The sequence below is a fragment of the Ruegeria sp. HKCCA0235A genome (assembly GCF_013033235.1).
In the GTDB taxonomy this organism is placed as follows: domain Bacteria; phylum Pseudomonadota; class Alphaproteobacteria; order Rhodobacterales; family Rhodobacteraceae; genus Ruegeria.
Genome location: NZ_WQDQ01000005.1, coordinates 325821 through 342359, shown reverse-complemented (window position 1 = coordinate 342359; position 16539 = coordinate 325821). Strand labels below are relative to the sequence as shown.

General features: G+C 58.9%; 15 protein-coding genes. 8 read left to right on the top strand and 7 right to left on the bottom strand.

Features of this window, described 5'->3' with window-relative positions:
• From GOW56_RS11505 to GOW56_RS11490, 4 genes are all read right to left on the bottom strand, one after another.
• Positions 1–816 carry a PaaX family transcriptional regulator C-terminal domain-containing protein gene (locus GOW56_RS11505; RefSeq protein WP_171205955.1) on the bottom strand — a complete coding sequence of 272 codons (816 nt, stop codon included), beginning with the start codon at positions 814–816 and terminating at the stop codon, positions 1–3.
• Positions 817–906: 90 nt separating this feature from the next.
• On the bottom strand, positions 907–2016 hold the full coding sequence (locus GOW56_RS22095) for a sterol desaturase family protein (protein WP_171205954.1): 1110 nt from the start codon (positions 2014–2016) through the stop codon (positions 907–909).
• A 98-nt stretch (positions 2017–2114) separates the two neighbouring features.
• Entirely contained in the window at positions 2115–2327 is a 213-nt protein-coding gene (locus tag GOW56_RS11495) for a hypothetical protein (protein ID WP_171205953.1), read from the bottom strand.
• A gap of 35 nt (positions 2328–2362) precedes the next feature.
• A complete protein-coding gene (locus GOW56_RS11490) occupies positions 2363–3328 on the bottom strand; it encodes an NAD(P)-dependent oxidoreductase (protein WP_171205952.1) in 966 nt (321 codons plus the stop codon).
• 132 nt (positions 3329–3460) lie between these two features.
• On the opposite strand from GOW56_RS11490, the gene GOW56_RS11485 reads away from it, so the two are divergent.
• Positions 3461–4336: a LysR family transcriptional regulator gene (locus GOW56_RS11485; RefSeq protein ID WP_171205951.1), complete on the top strand. Its 876-nt coding sequence runs from the start codon at positions 3461–3463 to the stop codon at positions 4334–4336.
• Positions 4337–4380: 44 nt separating this feature from the next.
• Here GOW56_RS11485 and GOW56_RS11480 read toward each other — a convergent pair whose 3' ends face one another.
• Complete coding sequence (locus GOW56_RS11480) at positions 4381–5286, bottom strand: LysR family transcriptional regulator (protein WP_253284247.1); 906 nt, start codon at positions 5284–5286, stop codon at positions 4381–4383.
• Positions 5287–5375: 89 nt separating this feature from the next.
• Between GOW56_RS11480 and GOW56_RS11475 the strand changes: the two genes are divergently transcribed.
• From GOW56_RS11475 to GOW56_RS11460, 4 genes are read left to right on the top strand one after another with little or no spacing between them, the layout of a single operon-like run.
• Complete coding sequence (locus GOW56_RS11475) at positions 5376–6551, top strand: pyridoxal phosphate-dependent aminotransferase (RefSeq protein WP_171118408.1); 1176 nt, start codon at positions 5376–5378, stop codon at positions 6549–6551.
• Entirely contained in the window at positions 6548–7750 is a 1203-nt protein-coding gene (locus tag GOW56_RS11470) for an acyl-CoA dehydrogenase (RefSeq protein WP_171205950.1), read from the top strand. The genes GOW56_RS11475 and GOW56_RS11470 overlap by 4 nt, the downstream gene beginning before the upstream one ends.
• A gap of 11 nt (positions 7751–7761) precedes the next feature.
• Positions 7762–9951: a thiamine pyrophosphate-dependent enzyme gene (locus tag GOW56_RS11465; RefSeq protein ID WP_171205949.1), complete on the top strand. Its 2190-nt coding sequence runs from the start codon at positions 7762–7764 to the stop codon at positions 9949–9951.
• The gene (locus GOW56_RS11460; protein ID WP_171205948.1) at positions 9948–10985 is read left to right on the top strand and encodes an ACP S-malonyltransferase; all 1038 of its coding nucleotides are present in this window, start codon (positions 9948–9950) and stop codon (positions 10983–10985) included. Before GOW56_RS11465 ends, GOW56_RS11460 begins: the two co-directional genes overlap by 4 nt.
• A gap of 98 nt (positions 10986–11083) precedes the next feature.
• On the opposite strand, the gene GOW56_RS11455 is transcribed toward GOW56_RS11460, so the two are convergent.
• Together GOW56_RS11455 and GOW56_RS11450 are read right to left on the bottom strand one after the other, a co-directional pair.
• A complete protein-coding gene (locus GOW56_RS11455) occupies positions 11084–11956 on the bottom strand; it encodes an amidohydrolase (protein ID WP_171205947.1) in 873 nt (290 codons plus the stop codon).
• Positions 11953–12954 carry an ester cyclase gene (locus tag GOW56_RS11450; protein ID WP_371807902.1) on the bottom strand — a complete coding sequence of 334 codons (1002 nt, stop codon included), beginning with the start codon at positions 12952–12954 and terminating at the stop codon, positions 11953–11955. The genes GOW56_RS11455 and GOW56_RS11450 overlap by 4 nt, the downstream gene beginning before the upstream one ends.
• Positions 12955–13118: 164 nt before the next feature.
• Between GOW56_RS11450 and GOW56_RS11445 the strand changes: the two genes are divergently transcribed.
• The 3 genes from GOW56_RS11445 (at position 13119) to GOW56_RS11435 (ending at position 16538) form a co-directional block, all read left to right on the top strand.
• Entirely contained in the window at positions 13119–14165 is a 1047-nt protein-coding gene (locus GOW56_RS11445; RefSeq protein ID WP_152460110.1) for an ABC transporter ATP-binding protein, read from the top strand.
• Between the two features lie 75 nt (positions 14166–14240).
• Positions 14241–15449, top strand: a complete 1209-nt coding sequence (locus GOW56_RS11440) for an ABC transporter substrate-binding protein (RefSeq protein WP_171205945.1) — start codon at positions 14241–14243, stop codon at positions 15447–15449.
• 66 nt (positions 15450–15515) lie between these two features.
• Positions 15516–16538 carry a carbohydrate ABC transporter permease gene (locus GOW56_RS11435; protein ID WP_171205944.1) on the top strand — a complete coding sequence of 341 codons (1023 nt, stop codon included), beginning with the start codon at positions 15516–15518 and terminating at the stop codon, positions 16536–16538.
• The last annotated feature ends 1 nt before the right edge of the window (position 16539 follow it).

Genomic DNA, 16539 nt, shown 5'->3' with positions numbered 1-16539 from the left:
TCAGTCCATCAGCTCGGCTTCCAAGCTCGATAGCGAGGGGCGCGGCAGCCTGTCCAACAAGTGCGAGACAGCTTCTCTGCATGCGGCGCCTTTCCAGTCGTCCGGCAGGAAAACCGGTGGCAGGCTTGGGTGGCGCAGAACGATACGTCGCCAGGCATGCACCACCAGTACGCGCAGAACCGCCGACCGCATCGGATCGCCCGCCCCCTCTGCGGGCAAAAGCCGCTCAACAATCTGAATGGCATCCCAGAACTGATCATAGGCGGTTTTCAACGGCTCCGGCCCGCACAGGTCGCGAAGCCAGTTCGGGACGGACATCGTGTCGCTCTCGAAACCCAGAAGCTCCTCAAGATCATCCGGCATCGGCCCGGGCGCCATGGCCGTGGACGCATTCAGCGAGAAGTAATCCCCTGTCAGCATCAGGTCCGACAATTCCTTTCGGGAACTTTCCGAGTTGCTGGCGATGAGGACATGCCAGATATCCGGCATGTTCGGGTCGCGGGAATAGATACGCGGTGCGGCTGCAACGCTTTGACGGCGGCCAAAGCTGGTCAGCCTGTGCACACTGTTCCGACCAACCCGCGTGCTTTCAATCCAGCCTTCCTTGCGCAACCGATGCAACGCAACACGCGTGGCCTCGGCCCTGATCCCCGCCAGACGCGTAAGCGCGGTGATGAGTGATCCGCTGATCTGATCTGATCCATCCTGTGCCAGATCGCCGAAAATCGTGACCAGAACAGACCACACCCGCTGGGTGCTTGTCGTGGTCAGCCGGCTGACACAGGTTTCAAACCAGTCTGGAGCGGTATCTTTCATTTGCCCAGTATAATCGGGCTCGAAGGAAATGCCATCCGGCCCCGCGCGCCCAGTTTCGTTCAGGGTCAGGATTTCGCCAACGGGGTCGGTTCAGTCAAGCGTCGTCGGGCAAGACAAACGATCGACCGAGGCAGCGCCATCTGCGCGCGCGTCGCGTTGCCTGCCGCTCTGTTTGGCGTGCATGTCACGTTTGCGGTTGCGAGTCCGTTTCGTGGCCTCTTCCGAGCCATCATGATAGGTTCCGAACCACTTGTCCCAGGGCATTTCCGCGTTGCCGTAATTGCATTCGTAATACCGGTGATGCAATTGGTGGAAAAACGCCCCGATCAACAACGCCTGACGGTCGCGCGCCCAGATGGCCTCGTACCCGGAATGAGACGAGGCGGCACCCAACATCAGCCAATACCCCAGAAAGATCATGTGCACCGGGTTGCTGGGCAGTACCAGCACGATCAGGATGGCACTGAGATACCCCAAAGCCTCGACCGGATGCATCGACATGCCCGACCATGGGCCGGTGTTGACGTTGCGATGATGCACGGCGTGAACATGTCTGTAGATGAACGGCTGGTGCAGAAACAGATGCACCACGTAGAAATGAAAGCTCTGCCAGATCGCCAGGATCGGAAACAGCAGCACGAACCAGACCGGATGCGCCGCGAAGCTGAGCGTGGCGATATAGTCGTTGGCGTACATCCAGCGCAGAAAGCACTCCAGCATCGACAGGAATGTCGCGCCAAAGACCATCGAATGGTAGATGTTGTCCCAGGTCTGATAGCCGAACTTGTACAAAGCGTTCTTGCGCTTCATGTAAGGCCGTGGGTCGTATTTCAGCAGCTTTCCCTGCCCGTCAACGCCGTAGAACCACATGTGCAGACCACCGGCGACGATCAACAGCAGCACCCAGTTCCGAATGAATACCCATGACATCCAGCCCGGGGCAAACGAGGCCTGCCCGGCATCGACGGGTTGTACCCAGAAGGCCACAAGGAAGGCCAAGGCCAGAAAGATCGAGCGATCCGAGAACTGAAGCCAGTTCTGCCAAACCCATTTCGCCAGGACGCCGATTTTCGGCGGCCAGTTCCAGTACGGGGCGTATTTCACCGGCAAGTCCGGGTGCCAATGCCATTCGCGGCTCATGGGGCCGGGCTCGGGCGGCGCCTTGGTGGTGTCCTGACGGTTCGCGTCTTGGGTCGTCACGTGATTGTCCTTTCCTGAATAAAGTCGCCTTTTTCAGGACCAGGCCGGAGGCGGCTCGTAAGGATATTTGCGTGATGGCCGGCGATACATGATGTGACCTATTCGTGGAACGGGCGGTGGTTATCGAGCGCCTTGCGCAACCTGCCCCGCCCATCCGGTTTCTTGCGGACACCGGCAGCGGAAAGCGAACCGTTCCCCTCAGAAACGGCGGCACGAAAAACGGCCAGACGTTCCAGCCGATTTGCTTCAGGCGTGGTGCAGGATCCCCCCATGTCGGCGAATGTAACGGCGCAAGAATGATGATCCGCCATGCTGTAGATCCGTTTCCTGCCCGCCGCGCACCGCCCTATTCGGCGGCCTTCAGGTCAGATCCTTGCGGGATCACTTCGTAACCTGGCTCTTCGGGTTCATCGTCCAGCATTTCCGATGGGAACCCCGGCGCGCGAATATCCAGCCCGGTTTTGTCTTCGAGCCGGCGGATGATGTTGGGGGAAAACTCACGAGGGCCGTATTTCTCGATCCCGTCCTTGAAAATCTCGATCATCAGCGGATTGACCTCCAGCGGCACCCCGGCGCGATCCGCCACCTCCTGAAACAGGCCGATATCCTTCAACACCAGGTCCATCGTGAACGAGATATCGCGAGATCCGTTGAGGATGACCTGACTTTCGGTTTCATGCACGAAGGATGTTCCCGAACTGATCTTCATTGCCTCATACGCCGTATTCAAATCCATTCCGGCGGCCTTGGCGACCACAAGCGCCTCTGAACAGGTGATCAGGTTTGCAGTGGCCAGATAGTTGGTCAGCACCTTCAACACCGAAGCAGATCCCAGCTCACCGGTATGAAGGATGCGACGCCCCATCGTGGTCAGAAAGGGCAGAATACGTTCGAACGTGGCGCGATCACATCCGGCAAAAATCGAAATGTTGCCGGTATCCGCCCGATGACACCCCCCCGAGACCGGACAATCGACGGCAGCGCCACCGCGTTCCTTCACCATCGCACCCAGACGCTTGACCTCTGCTTCATCCGTGGTGGACATCTCCATCCAGATTTTGCCCGCGGTCACTTCGGGCAGCATGTCCTGCATCACAGCGTCCGAAGCCGCCGGAGAAGGCAGGCAGGTGATCACCGCATCACAATCCCGCATCAGTTGTGCCGGATTCTCGGCAGCCTTTGCCCCGCGGTCGACGAAACCTGACACCAGGTCAGAGTTCAGATCATGTACGGTCAAATCAACGCCATTGCGCAGCAAACTGCCACTGAGTTTCCCGCCGACATTTCCAAGGCCGATAAATCCAACTTTCATACCTGCGTTCCCTTTCCAGTGGCCAATCAGAGGACCAGCGCTGTTTTTCCCTGATGAAATCTACGGGCGTTGAATGCAGCATGTAAAACGAATAAATATCGCCGGTATCCATAAAATTTTTTGGTGCTGGAAATGTCAAAATCGCCCAATCTGGTCTGGCTGCGGTCTTTTGACTGTGCCGCACGGCATATGAGCTTTACTGCTGCGGCAGAAGAGCTTGGCATCACACAGACGGCCCTGAGCCTGCACGTCCGCTCATTGGAAGCACAGCTGGGCTGCCCTTTGTTCTTTCGTGCCGCGCGCAACCTCAGCCTGACAGAGGTCGGGCAGGCGTATGCGTTTTCAGTTCGGCGTGCCTTGGGCGACATCGACTTGTCGACCGCAAGCCTGTTTGGCTCCAGTCACAAGCACGAGCTGGTCGTGCGTGTGCCGATTTCCACGGCCAGCTTGTTCCTTGCCGGCAGATTGCCCGAGTTTTCACGCGCACACCCGGGTGTATCGATCAGGTTGGTTTCAAATATCTGGGCAGAATCCGCGGGCAGGGAAAACGTCGATGTCGAGCTGCGTTTGGGAAACGGGGAATGGAACGACGGGCCGTTCAGCAAGATCTCGGATGAGCGTATCGTTCCGGTTGCAGCCGGATCACGAGATCGGAAATGGCCTTCGACGGAAGAACTGCTGGTCAAACCCCAGATACAGATTTTGGGATTTCAGGACATGTGGCACCGGTATTTTTCCGCTTTCGGCACAGAATATTCTCCTGCGGCGTCTTGCTTCACCGTGGACACGACAATTGCCGCCGTGGACATCGTGGCGGAAGGTGGAGGTTACGCGGTAATCCTTGAGCGCTTTGCCAGAACCGCAATCAAGGCCGGAAGGTCCATCGCGATTGTCGGGGACGCCGTTCCAATCGAACAGAGCCATTTCCTTGTCGATGGTCAGAGATCAAACGCGAACTCTGCTGCAAAACAGATGTTTGAAACCTGGCTCAAACAGATTTTCGCCTGAGATGTGCCTGCGGGCAATGAGTTCGATCTTCTGTATTTGACCAGTTACGCGCGTGCCCGCGTCTGCTTGCTGATCCAGTTTGCAAAAACTTGAACGGCGTCGTTCTTCTGACCTGTTGGCGTCGCGATGTAATAGGCGCTGTTCGACGTGTTGGCGATCTGGCCGATTTCGGTCAGAACACCGGACGCCAGCTCTTCTTCAATCAAATACGAGGGCAGAATGGCGGCACCCAAACCGACGACGGCGGCCTCGATCAGCATCGAGAACTGATCAAACCGCATCCCCGGAAAAACCGCTCCCGGATCCAGCCCGATCTGAGAGTGATAGGTAGACCACAGCTCGGGGCGCGAGGTCAGATGCAAAAGCGGCAGCTCAAAGGTTTGCGCGCGGGTGTCCAGCCTGTGACGTCTCAGCAGCGCGGGTGCTGCCGTGACCACCAGATGCTCGGGGAACAACCTGCGCAATTGCGCGCCCGGCCAATCCTCCTGCCCGAAATGGATGGCCAGATCCATACGTCGTTCTTCAAGGCTGAAAGGCGTCGTGTAAGAGTGCAGATCCAGTTCGATCCCGGGATGACGCGTTTTGAAATCCGGCAGGCGCGGCACCAACCACCGTGTCGCAAAGGTGGGCAGGACGGCCAGGGTCAAAAGCGACGCACCGTCTCCGGCTGCAATCGCACGGTTGATCGTACCACTGAGACGTTCAAGATCACCTGCCAGCTCGTCCCGCAAGGCCCGCCCCGCTTTGGAAAGGCGCACTGCGCGTCCAACCCGCCGAAACAGCGTAACGCCAATCGCGGCCTCAAGCTCTCGGACCTGGCGGCTGATCGCGCTTTGCGTCACGCCAAGCTCTTCGGCCGCCATGGTATAGCTTTCATGGCGCGCGGCGGCTTCGAAACTGCGCATAAGGGCCAGCGATGGCAGTGAGTTGATCCGGGGCATGGAACTCATGAGTTTTAGTCACTGAAAAGATACTCATTGGCGTATTTTTCTCAAGTGACTTTGTGGCTAAAACCGAACCTGTTTGCAGAGGAAAGTTCATGGTGTTCCAGCGCGCTGACCGGTTGAACGGTATCGAATTGTCGGAAATCGTCCAGATCTCAGAGGCCGCCGCCCGCCTGCGCACCCAAGGGCGTGATATTCTGGCGCTGTCAACCGGCGAACCGGACCTGCCGACGCCGCCCCATGTGGTCGAAGCTGCGCATTCAGCGGCACTGGAGAGCAAAACCAGGTACCCGCCCACTGCGGGTGTGCCTGAACTGCGCACGGAAATTGCCCGACAGGCAGGTGCCGAGATGGCTCAGGTCATCGTATCGACAGGCGCGAAACAGGTGATCGCAAATGCGATGCTGGCCAGCCTTAACCCCGGCGACGAGGTCATCATGCCCGCCCCCTATTGGACCAGCTATTCCGATATTGTCCGGATGGCAGGTGGGGTGCCGGTTGTTCTGCCTTGCCCGATGGAGCAGAGCTTCAAACTGCTGCCTGAACAATTGCAGGCCGCCATCACACCGCGCACGCGCTGGCTGATGCTGAATTCACCCTCGAACCCGTCGGGCGCGATTTACTCGAAGGAAGAACTTGCGGGGCTGGCAAAAGTGCTGGAGCGTCACTCGCAGGTCTGGGTTCTGGCCGATGAGATTTATCGCCATCTCAGCTTTGCACCTTTCACGTCCGCGGCCGAAGCCGCCCCGGCGCTGACCCATCGCATGCTGATCGTCAACGGTGTGGCCAAGGCGTGGTCGATGACCGGATGGCGCATCGGCTGGGGGATCGGACCGTCCGATCTGATAAGCGCCATGGTCGCTGTTCAGGGTCAGGTCACATCGGGGGCATGCTCGATCTCGCAATGGGCGTCGCTGGCCGCCATCACTTGCGACCCCGAGTTGCTGGAGGAGCGTCGCGCCCTCTTTGCCGCGCGCCGCGATCTGGTCGTCGACGGGTTGAACGCAGTACCCGGGCTGCGCTGTTCCACCCCGGACGGGGCGTTTTACGCCTTTCCGTCCTGCACTGGCCTGTTGAAGGAACAAGGCGGACCATTTGACAGCGACGCGGAATTCTGCACGTGGTTGCTGGAAGATGCCGGCGTTGCCCTGGTGCCCGGCCGCGCCTTTGGGATGCCGGGCCATCTTCGCCTGTCATTCGCATATGCTGAAGATACAATTGCAGCGGGCCTTGCGCGTCTGAAAACCGCTGTGGAAAGGAAACTTGCATGAAACCTCAATCCGCCCCGCACCTTGGCCCCTTCACCTGGGACGATCCGTTCCTGCTGGAAGACCAGCTGGCCGAAGACGAACGCATGGTTCGTGATGCCGCACATGCCTACGCGCAGGACAAGCTGCTGTCTCGGGTAACTGCCGCGTTTGCCAATGAAGAAACCGACCCGGCCATCTTTCGCGAGATGGGTGAGATGGGTTTGCTGGGAACAACCATTCCCGAGGAATACGGCGGCATTGGGTCCAGCTATGTGACCTATGGTCTGGTCGCGCGCGAGGTCGAGCGTGTGGACAGCGGCTATCGTTCGATGATGTCGGTGCAGTCCAGCCTGGTGATGTATCCGATCTACGCTTACGGCACCGAAGAGCAGCGCCAGAAATACCTGCCCAAACTGGCAACCGGCGAATTTATCGGCTGCTTCGGGCTGACGGAACCCGATGCCGGTTCGGACCCCGGCTCGATGAAGACTGTCGCGAAGAAAACCGAGGGCGGCTATGTGCTGAACGGGTCGAAAATGTGGATCTCGAACGCCCCGATCGCCGATGTGTTCGTCGTTTGGGCCAAATCCGAAGCGCATGGCGGCAAGATCAAGGGCTTTGTCCTGGACAAGGGAACGGCAGGACTGTCGGCCCCCAAGATCGAAGGCAAGCTGTCCTTGCGCGCCTCGATCACCGGTGAGATCGTGATGAACAATGTCGAGGTCGGCGAGGACGCCCTGCTGCCCAATGTCGAAGGTTTGAAAGGCCCGTTCGGCTGTCTGAACCGTGCGCGTTACGGCATTGCCTGGGGGTCGATGGGCGCCGCCGAGGCGTGCTGGCACGCGGCCCGGCAATATGGGCTTGACCGCAAACAGTTCGGCCGTCCACTGGCGCAGACACAACTGTTCCAGCTGAAGCTTGCCAACATGCAGACCGAAATCTCGCTGGGCCTGCAAGCCGCGTTGCGCGTGGGTCGCCTGATCGACGAAGCCCGCGCCGCGCCCGAGATGGTCAGCCTGATCAAACGGAACAATTGCGGCAAGGCCCTTGAGATCGCCCGCCATGCCCGCGACATGCATGGTGGCAACGGGATCAGTCAGGACTTCCACGTGATCCGCCACATGGTGAACCTTGAAACCGTCAACACCTATGAAGGCACCCATGATGTGCATGCCCTGATCCTGGGCCGTGCGCAGACAGGTCTGCAAGCCTTCGCCTAAGGACATCTGACATGGATCGCGCCGCAATCGTGCATGACAATTTCCTGCGCCGTGTTGCGGCGCGGGACTTTCCCGAAGGGTCCGCACCGACCGGGCCGCTGAGCGGTCATGAAGCCGTCGCGCTTTACAGGGCGCAATGCCTGAGCCGGGCGCTGGACCGGCAAAGCCGCGCGATGCAGAAGGCCGGTCAGGGGTTCTATACGATCGGGTCGTCCGGACATGAGGGCATGGCGGCCGTTGCCGCCGCCCTGCGCCCGACCGATCCGGCCTTTCTGCACTACCGCGATGCGGCCTTTCAGATTACCCGCTCGGATCAGGTGCCGGGCCAAAGCCCGACATGGGATATTCTGCTGTCCTTTGCCTCGTCTTCCGAGGACCCGATCAGTGGCGGGCGTCACAAGGTTCTGGGATCGAAAGCGCTGTGCATTCCGCCGCAGACCTCGACCATCGCCAGCCATCTTCCCAAAGCGGTCGGCGCGGCATATGCCGCCGCCGCTGCACGGCGTCATCGCCCTGAGCATGCAGACATGCCCGAGGATGCCATCGTATTTTGTTCCTTCGGGGATGCCTCGGCCAACCACTCCACCGCACAGGGCGCGTTCAACACGGCGCAGTGGACGTCCTTTCAATCTGTGCCTCTGCCCCTGATGTTCTGCTGCGAAGACAACGGGATCGGCATCTCGACCAAAACGCCGAAAGGCTGGATCGCGGCCACTTTCGCCAACCGTCCGGGCCTGAAGTATTTCTCGTGCGACGGGTTGGATTTGTTCGACACCTACCGCGTCGCGCAACAGGCGGCCGACTATGTGCGCAGCCGCAGGAAACCTGCTTTCCTGCATGTTCGGACTGTTCGCCTGTACGGTCACGCCGGGGCCGATATGCCAACCACCTATATGCCAAAAGCCGAGGTTGAGGCCGAAGAAGCCAACGACCCGCTGCTGCATTCCGTGCGCCTGCTGGATCAGCGCGGCGCGATGAGCCCGGAACAGGCGCTGAGCGTCTACAATGATACCTGCGCCCGGGTCGCCCGCGTGGCCGATCAGGCCATCACACGCCCTCGCCTGCAAAACGCAAAAGAGGTGATGGCCAGCCTGATCCCGCCCGCACGCCCCTGCGCGCCGACCAATGGCCCAACACCCGAGCGTCGGGCCGAGGTGTTCGGCGGCGATCTCAAGGCACATTCTGAACCGCAGATCATGTCGCGATTGATCAACTGGGCCCTGACCGATCTGATGCTGGAACATGGCGAGATCGTCATGATGGGCGAAGATGTCGGGCGCAAGGGCGGCGTTTACGGCGTGACCCAAAAGCTGCAAACACGGTTTGGCCCTGACCGGATGATCGACACGTTGCTGGACGAACAGTCGATCCTGGGCCTGGCGATCGGCATGGCGCAGAACGGGTTCACGCCAATGCCAGAAATCCAGTTTCTGGCGTATCTTCACAATGCCGAGGATCAGCTGCGTGGTGAGGCCGCCACCCTGCCCTTTTTCTCGAATGGTCAATATACCAATCCGATGGTCGTGCGCATTGCCGGGCTGGGGTATCAAAAAGGGTTTGGGGGACATTTCCACAACGACAACTCGGTCGCTGTATTGCGCGACATTCCGGGCCTGATCCTGGCCTGCCCGTCGAACGGTGCCGACGCCGCGCGGATGCTGCGTGAATGCGTGCGCCTCGCGCGTGAAGAACAGCGGCTGATCGTTTTCCTCGAACCCATCGCGCTTTACCCGATGCGGGACCTGCACGAGGCCGGGGATGGCGGCTGGATGCAAACCTATCCCGACCCTTCTGAAAAGATCGGCTTCGGCGAGGTGGGCGTGGACGGTGACGGCGACGATCTGGCCATCGTCACCTTTGGAAATGGCGTCTATCTCAGCCATCAGGCGCGCACGGCCTTGCAGGCCGACGGGATCAAGACACGGATCATCGATATGCGCTGGTTGTCCCCTTTGCCCAAAGCGGCACTGACACAGGCCGTGACCGGGGCCAAGCGCATCCTGATTGTAGACGAAACCCGCCATCATGGCGGTGTGGCCGAAGCTCTCATGGCGCTTTTCCACGAAACCACCGATGTGCCGCTGGCTCGCATTACCGCCGAAGACAGCTTTATCGCCACGGGCCCGGCATATGCTGCAACCATGCCATCGAAAGACAGTATCGAAGCCGCCGCGCGATCCTTGATGGAGGCCGGCACATGAGTTCCGCCAAACAGACTGCCGTCGTCATCTGCCCTGGCCGGGGTACTTACAACAAACCCGAACTGGGTGTCTTGGGCCGGCAATTCAGCGACAAAGCGCTTCTGCGGCGCTTTGATGACATGCGGCGCGCGCAGGGGCAAGATACCCTCAGCGAACTGGACGGTGCCGCCCGATACTCCATTGCCAAGCACACGCGAGGCGACAATGCATCTGCTTTGATCTATGCCGCTACTCTGGGCGATTTCCGCGCCATCAACCCTGACAAAATCGAAGTGGTTGCGGTTACGGGAAATTCGATGGGCTGGTATTCGGCGCTGGCCTGCGGCGGTGCGCTGTCAGCCGAAGGAGGGTTCGAGGTGGTCAACACCATGGGCACTCTGATGCAGGAAAACATGATCGGTGGACAATTGATCTATCCTTTCGTGGATGCCGACTGGCATCCTGACCAGACCCGCAAGGCAGAGCTGCTTGCCTTGGTGGATGACATTGACCGAACCGATGCAACGCTGACCCTGTCGATTGATCTGGGCGGCATGTTGGTGCTTGCAGGTGACGACGCCGGTTTGGCCGCGTTCGAAAAGGCCGTACCGGTGGTTCAGGAACGTTTTCCCATGCGATTGGCCAACCATGCCGGGTTCCATTCGCATCTTCAGGCTCCGGTCTCGGCGCAGGGCCGCACGCAACTGGGCGCTGGCCTGTTTCGGCAACCAGACCTGCCCCTGATCGACGGTCGTGGCCGGATATGGTGGCCCGGAGCTTGCGACCCGAATGCGCTTTGGGATTACACATTGGGCCACCAAGTGACCGAGACTTATGATTTCACCCATGCCATAGCGCAAGCCGCGCATGAGTTCGCACCGGATCTGTTCATTGTGACCGGCCCCGGCACCACGCTGGGCGGAGCCGTCGCACAAAGCCTGATCCTGACCAATTGGTCCGGACTGTCGGACAAGCCCACATTTCAATCTCGCCAAAGAAACAGCCCGATTCTGTGTTCGATGGGAATGGATGATCAAAGGAAACAGGTGACATGAACCTGCGGGCCCGCCGGTCAGCCTCAGAGCCGGCGCGCCGGGATTGCCAAGCCGTTTAAGAAAACCGGTGCAGGAAGTCCGGTTTGTCATTTCCGGCGCTATTCAATGCGATAGAAACGTTCTGACGTGCCGCGAAAGACGTCGCCCAGCATCGACCCCGGGATGAGCGTCTCATGCCGGGAAACGGTTTCCTTGTAGGTCGAGGTAAGGCTGTCGACCGGAAAATTCGATCCGAACATGCAGCGATCGGCGCCAAACTTGGACAGGCAGGTTGAAACGATCGGCGAGACGCTCTCAGCATTCCAATCGTGGTCGAACATTCCCAGGCCGGAGAGTTTGCAAAAGACATGTGGCAGGTTTGACAGGGCCGTCAATTCATCTGCCCACCGTCGCAACCCTTGCGGAGTCCGGTCGTAAGGCGAACCTGCGTGGCAAAGAGCGATCCGGGTCTCCGGGGCCCGTGCAAGGATATTCGCGGTTTGACCCATCAGCTCTGGCAGCAGTTGAAGATCAAAGGAAAGACCGCGCGCGCCCAGTTGCTTCAGACCAGCCAAGAACTTTGGGTCTTCAAGTATCGCGTTCGTGCCAGTTGAGGCGTCTTCACCCGGAGCGCGGCCAATAATCTGACGAACGCCACGCACCGAAGGCAGGGTTTGAAGACGGTCGAGCTGTGCATCCAGATCATCCGAGGTCAGATCGCAGAATGCCACCTGCACCAACGGCCAGTCAGGGAACTGGTCGGCAACGGATTGTAACCACTGCGCCTCGGCCCAGGGGTCAGCGGCGCCGACCTGAATGTGAACCGAAGCGCCGAACCCCATGGCTTCGGCGTCTGCGCGAAACTCCGGGAGCAAATAGTCCCGCTGGATGGAAGACGGATCGCCGAAAAACCGAACGATACCTTTCTCCATGAGCCAGGGGTAGTGCACGGCCGAAAGGTCCCACAGGTGGTGATGCGCATCTATCCTCATGATGCTTCAATCCCGGTGGTGCGCGCCAGAATATCCACACCCTGCCCTTTCCAGAAATGCAGCAAGTCGATGAAGATCCAGTTTTCGGCCAGCTTGTCTTCGACGCGGCGATAGATATCGATCACCCTGAATTCGCCGGGTTTTCCGGTGGCTGGCATCCCCATGAAACCCCCTGTGGGCGTGGCAGTAAAATTGGGCCATCCAAAGAAGCCACCGTAATGCCCTTCGGCCAGACGGCAGACGTGATTGGTCTTTGACCGGTCCGTGAAGGCGGCGCGAAACGGTCCGGAGTGTTGGCTGGCATAGCGTTCGATCGTGTAGGTCGCGCCAATTCCTTCGGGGCCCCACCAGATCATGTCCTGGTGCCACGTGCGCGCCAATTCTTCTTCCAGCGACAGTCCGCTGTCCCAACGGCCCAGATCCGCGATCATCGCGTTGATGACCGCCAGCGTTTTTTCGCCTTCGTCAGCGGGTTGCTCATCATGCAGCAAACCATCATGGGTCCTTGGTCCGGGCTGAACCAGATGTGCCGCGGTCTGCGGGGGGAACGGATTCTGGCCAGCCTGGACCATCAAGTGCGGGATATCGAAATACATCGCCGTTTCGACAATTCTTCCGCCGGCCACCTTGTAGAACGCGCAATACCGCAGGAACGCCATCTTGCCGGTTGGGCGAATACCCAACCACGGTCGGTCGAACAGCCCCACCAGATGGCCCATGGCGACAACCCAAACGTCGGTTTCTTTCCGCAACGAGTTTTGCCCCGCAAACAGAATATCCACTCGGTTCTGCAAATGAGCAAGGCTGCCCTTCAGCGGCTGCCAGAATTGCCGCGCAACCTGTTCGGCGCCGTTGATTTCGTTGAACGGATGAAAGCCGCGCCACCTCGAGTCCGAAGCGCAGAATTGGCTCATCACCTTCGGAGTTTCCGTCACTGCGGCGGATTCCAATGCGGTGTGAAACGCAGAGACCAGTTTTTTTTCTGTCTGAAAGTTCACGGTATTTACCATTGTAGTCATAGTTTTGCGAGCGGCGCGAAGCCAGGTTGAGTCGGATTTCTCCGCTATTTTTGCATACGTATGCAAAAAAGTCTTGCCTGATTTGATACATGCGAATTACAGTTTTGCAAACGTATGCAAAACGATTCCTTGCAGGGGGCACCATGGCGGAAATTCAATTGCGGAACGTCGGCAAGCGATGGGGCTCATTCGTTGGGGTTCACAATTTCGACCTGACGATTGCAGATCGTGAGTTTCTGGTGCTGCTCGGCCCATCAGGCTGCGGCAAGACAACCACCATGCGAATGATCGCCGGCCTCGAAGACGTGACGGAGGGCGAAATCCTTGTCGACGGCAACGTAGTCAATGATCTGGAACCCAAGGACCGTGACGTGGCGATGGTGTTCCAAAGCTACGCTCTGTATCCCAACATGAACGTTTACGAGAACATCCGCTTTCCGCTGAAAGTGCGTGGTATCGACCCGGCAACACACGACGAGAAAGTGCGCCGCGCCAGCGCCATGGTTGAACTGGACGATTTCCTGCATCGCAAGCCAGCCGAGTTGTCGGGTGGTCAGAGACAGCGTGTGGCACTGGCACGTGCCATCGTGCGCGAACCCAACGTGTTCCTGATGGACGAGCCGTTGTCCAATCTGGACGCCAAGCTGCGGGTTTCCACTCGGGCCCAGATCAAGAACCTGAGCCATGAGCTGGCTGTCACCACCATTTACGTCACCCACGACCAGATCGAGGCCATGACCCTTGCAGACCGCGTCGTCGTGATGAAACAGGGCGTGGTTCAGCAGGTCGGAAGCCCGACAGAAATTTATGACCGTCCCGCGAATACGTTCGTCGCCAGCTTCATCGGTTCACCCGCCATGAATTTGATGGATGGCGAAGTGGCGGGCGGAATTTTCCGCGCCGAACATGTCGAAATTGCGGTGGATGCACCGGATGGCCCAATGACACTGGGTTTCAGGGCCGAAGATGCCAGCCTTGCCGATGGCAAAGGTCAGATCACCGCTCCGATCTATACGCTGGAACTGCTGGGCGACGCGACCATGATCTCGGTTCGGGTCGGCGGAGCTCTGGTTTCGGTGAAAGCAGACAAAGCATTCCGCGCCGAGATTGGCGAAACGGTCTCGTTCTCGGTGCCAACGGATATCTGTCACCTCTTCGAAGCTGGAAGCGGTGCGCGGATCGGGGGCTAACCCCACAAACGGCCCGCAAGGGCATAACACCGGTCCGGACGTCGACGACGGACCGATCCTGACAGGGAGAAACCTATGAAACTCAAGACGATCCTCATGGCCGGTGCCATGTCCATCGCGACCGGCGCGTGGGCAGATTGCGCCTTTGAAAACGAAGTGCCGCTAAAATCGCTGTCCGCCGGTTTTGAAGCGTGGAAAGCCGTCACCGATGCGATGGCAGAATGCGGCAATTTCAGCGCATCGCTGGATCAGGAATTCCGCGAAAAGCAGCCCGAAGCATTTGCTGCGGATCCCGCGCTTTATCAGATCGGCGGTGTTTCAAACGCGACCCTGGTGCCGTTGCTGAACGCAGGCACGATCCGTCCGCTGGATGATCTGGTCGAAAAATACGGCCAGGACCTGCTTCCCAACCAGTTGATCAAGGTCGATGGCAAGACCATGGCCATTGCAATGATGGTGAATGCGCAGCACCTGATGTATCGCGATGATGTTCTGGCTGAACTGGGCATCGAAGAACCAAAAACCTATGATGACGTCCTGGCCGCAGCTGCCAAGATCAAAGAAGCCGGCGTCATGGACTATCCGATCGGGGGAACGTTCAAGACTGGTTGGAACCTCGGCCAGGAATTCGTCAACATGTACCTTGGCGAAGGCGGCTCGTTCTTTGGCGACGGCAACGTTCCAACGATCAACAACGAGCAGGGCGTCGCTGCGCTGGAAACACTGAAAGCCATGACCGAGTACATGGATCCGGAATATCTGGTTTCCGACTCGACATACGTGCAGCAACAGTTCCAACAGGGCAAGATCGCCATGGCGAACCTTTGGGCCAGCCGTGCCGCCGCCATGAATGATGAGGCCGAAAGCCAGGTCGTCGGCAAAGTCACCATGGCAGCCGCTCCTATGGGTTCGGCAGCGCCGGCAACCACCATCTGGTGGGATGGCATCGTTCTCGCTTCGAACATGAGCGACGAAGAGGCCGACGCCGCATTCCGCGTCGCGCTTGAGGGCATGGACGGCGAAATGGTCAGCGCAAACAACGACGTCGCTGTTTGGCTGAGCCCTGCCTATTCAGCGGGTGCTTTGGCGGCAGGAGCAGCCGCTTCGGCTGAAGCGGGCGCAAAGGCTTACCCGGCATCTGGCCCGATGGGCATCATGCACACCGCCCTGGGCAACGGTCTGGCCGACTACCTGACCGGCGCCAAGGATGCTCAGACAACGCTGGCGGATATCGAGGCAGATTACATCACTGCCGCGAAAGAAGCAGGTCTGATCAGCAACTGATCCTCCCGTGGGAGGGCTACGGCCCTCCCGCCCCTTCCCCTCGAGAGTCATGAGAAAGGCAGAGCCATGAATTTCCGGACATTTGCCGCATTTGTCGGCCCCTCTGTCTTTATGATGCTTCTCTTTATCGCGTTTCCTCTGGTCAGCGTGTTCAAGCAGAGTTTTTACGTGACACAGCCGATCTATGAGACGGTCGAAAAGGAAACCTGCACGCCAGGTTTCCTGACGCAGACCTGCGTGACCGAGATGGTTTCGCAGCCAAAGCTCGACGAACATGGCGAGGTCATTACCCAAACCCAATATGTCGGCTTGCAAAGCTATCGCAACGTATTGGAGCCTGAACGCGCATGGCGCGCCATAAGCGACGGCAGTTGGCATGTGCTGTCTACGATCAACTTCTGGAAGGCGCTTCGGTTCACCCTGACCTTCACCTTGATCACTCTGCCACTGGTGGTCGGGTGCGGGCTTGGGATCGCAATACTGATCAACAACGCGGCGCGGTCCATCCGCGGGCCGGTGATCTTTGTGTCCTTGCTGCCCTTCATCATCACACCCGTAATCGGAGTGCTGTCGATCAACTGGCTGTTCCGGGGCGACGGCATCCTGACCGCAATGATGGAATGGTGGCTGAACCGGGACATCGCCCTTTTCGCCCAAGCCTGGACCATCGAAGTACTGATGATGCTCTACCGCGTCTGGCATGTGGCACCCTTTGCAGCAATCGTCTTCTACGCTGGGCTGCAAACGGTCAATCAGGACAGTCTTGAAAGTGCCGTGATTGACGGTGCGACCCGTTGGCAGCGCTTGAAATACATCGTCATTCCACACCTGATGCCACTGATCATTTTCGTGTCGATGATCCACCTTATGGACAGCTACCGCGTGTTCGAAGAGATCGTCGGTTTTTCGAGCCAGGGCTACGTCATCTCGCTACAGTGGCTGACCTTCGACTACCTGACGCCGGATCAGGCCGGCAACCGGTCGATCAGCCGGGCGTCCGCCAACTCAATGCTGACCATGATCGGTGTCGTCATCCTGCTTATCCTTCCGCTGCGCCGTACATGGCGCGACCATAAAGGAGGTCACTGAC

What these genes read in the sequence shown, in the direction of transcription:
- GOW56_RS11460 (WP_171205948.1), top strand. Translation starts at nt 9,948, where the DNA reads ATGAGTTCCGCCAAACAGACTGCCGTCGTCATCTGCCCTGGCCGGGGT.
- GOW56_RS11435 (WP_171205944.1), top strand. Translation starts at nt 15,516, where the DNA reads ATGAATTTCCGGACATTTGCCGCATTTGTCGGCCCCTCTGTCTTTATG.
- GOW56_RS11490 (WP_171205952.1), bottom strand. Translation starts at nt 3,328, where the DNA reads ATGAAAGTTGGATTTATCGGCCTTGGAAATGTCGGCGGGAAACTCAGT.
- GOW56_RS11455 (WP_171205947.1), bottom strand. Translation starts at nt 11,956, where the DNA reads ATGAGGATAGATGCGCATCACCACCTGTGGGACCTTTCGGCCGTGCAC.
- GOW56_RS11485 (WP_171205951.1), top strand. Translation starts at nt 3,461, where the DNA reads ATGTCAAAATCGCCCAATCTGGTCTGGCTGCGGTCTTTTGACTGTGCC.
- GOW56_RS11495 (WP_171205953.1), bottom strand. Translation starts at nt 2,327, where the DNA reads ATGGCGGATCATCATTCTTGCGCCGTTACATTCGCCGACATGGGGGGA.
- GOW56_RS11440 (WP_171205945.1), top strand. Translation starts at nt 14,241, where the DNA reads ATGAAACTCAAGACGATCCTCATGGCCGGTGCCATGTCCATCGCGACC.
- GOW56_RS11470 (WP_171205950.1), top strand. Translation starts at nt 6,548, where the DNA reads ATGAAACCTCAATCCGCCCCGCACCTTGGCCCCTTCACCTGGGACGAT.
- GOW56_RS11445 (WP_152460110.1), top strand. Translation starts at nt 13,119, where the DNA reads ATGGCGGAAATTCAATTGCGGAACGTCGGCAAGCGATGGGGCTCATTC.
- GOW56_RS11475 (WP_171118408.1), top strand. Translation starts at nt 5,376, where the DNA reads ATGGTGTTCCAGCGCGCTGACCGGTTGAACGGTATCGAATTGTCGGAA.
- GOW56_RS11465 (WP_171205949.1), top strand. Translation starts at nt 7,762, where the DNA reads ATGGATCGCGCCGCAATCGTGCATGACAATTTCCTGCGCCGTGTTGCG.
- GOW56_RS11505 (WP_171205955.1), bottom strand. Translation starts at nt 816, where the DNA reads ATGAAAGATACCGCTCCAGACTGGTTTGAAACCTGTGTCAGCCGGCTG.
- GOW56_RS11480 (WP_253284247.1), bottom strand. Translation starts at nt 5,286, where the DNA reads ATGAGTTCCATGCCCCGGATCAACTCACTGCCATCGCTGGCCCTTATG.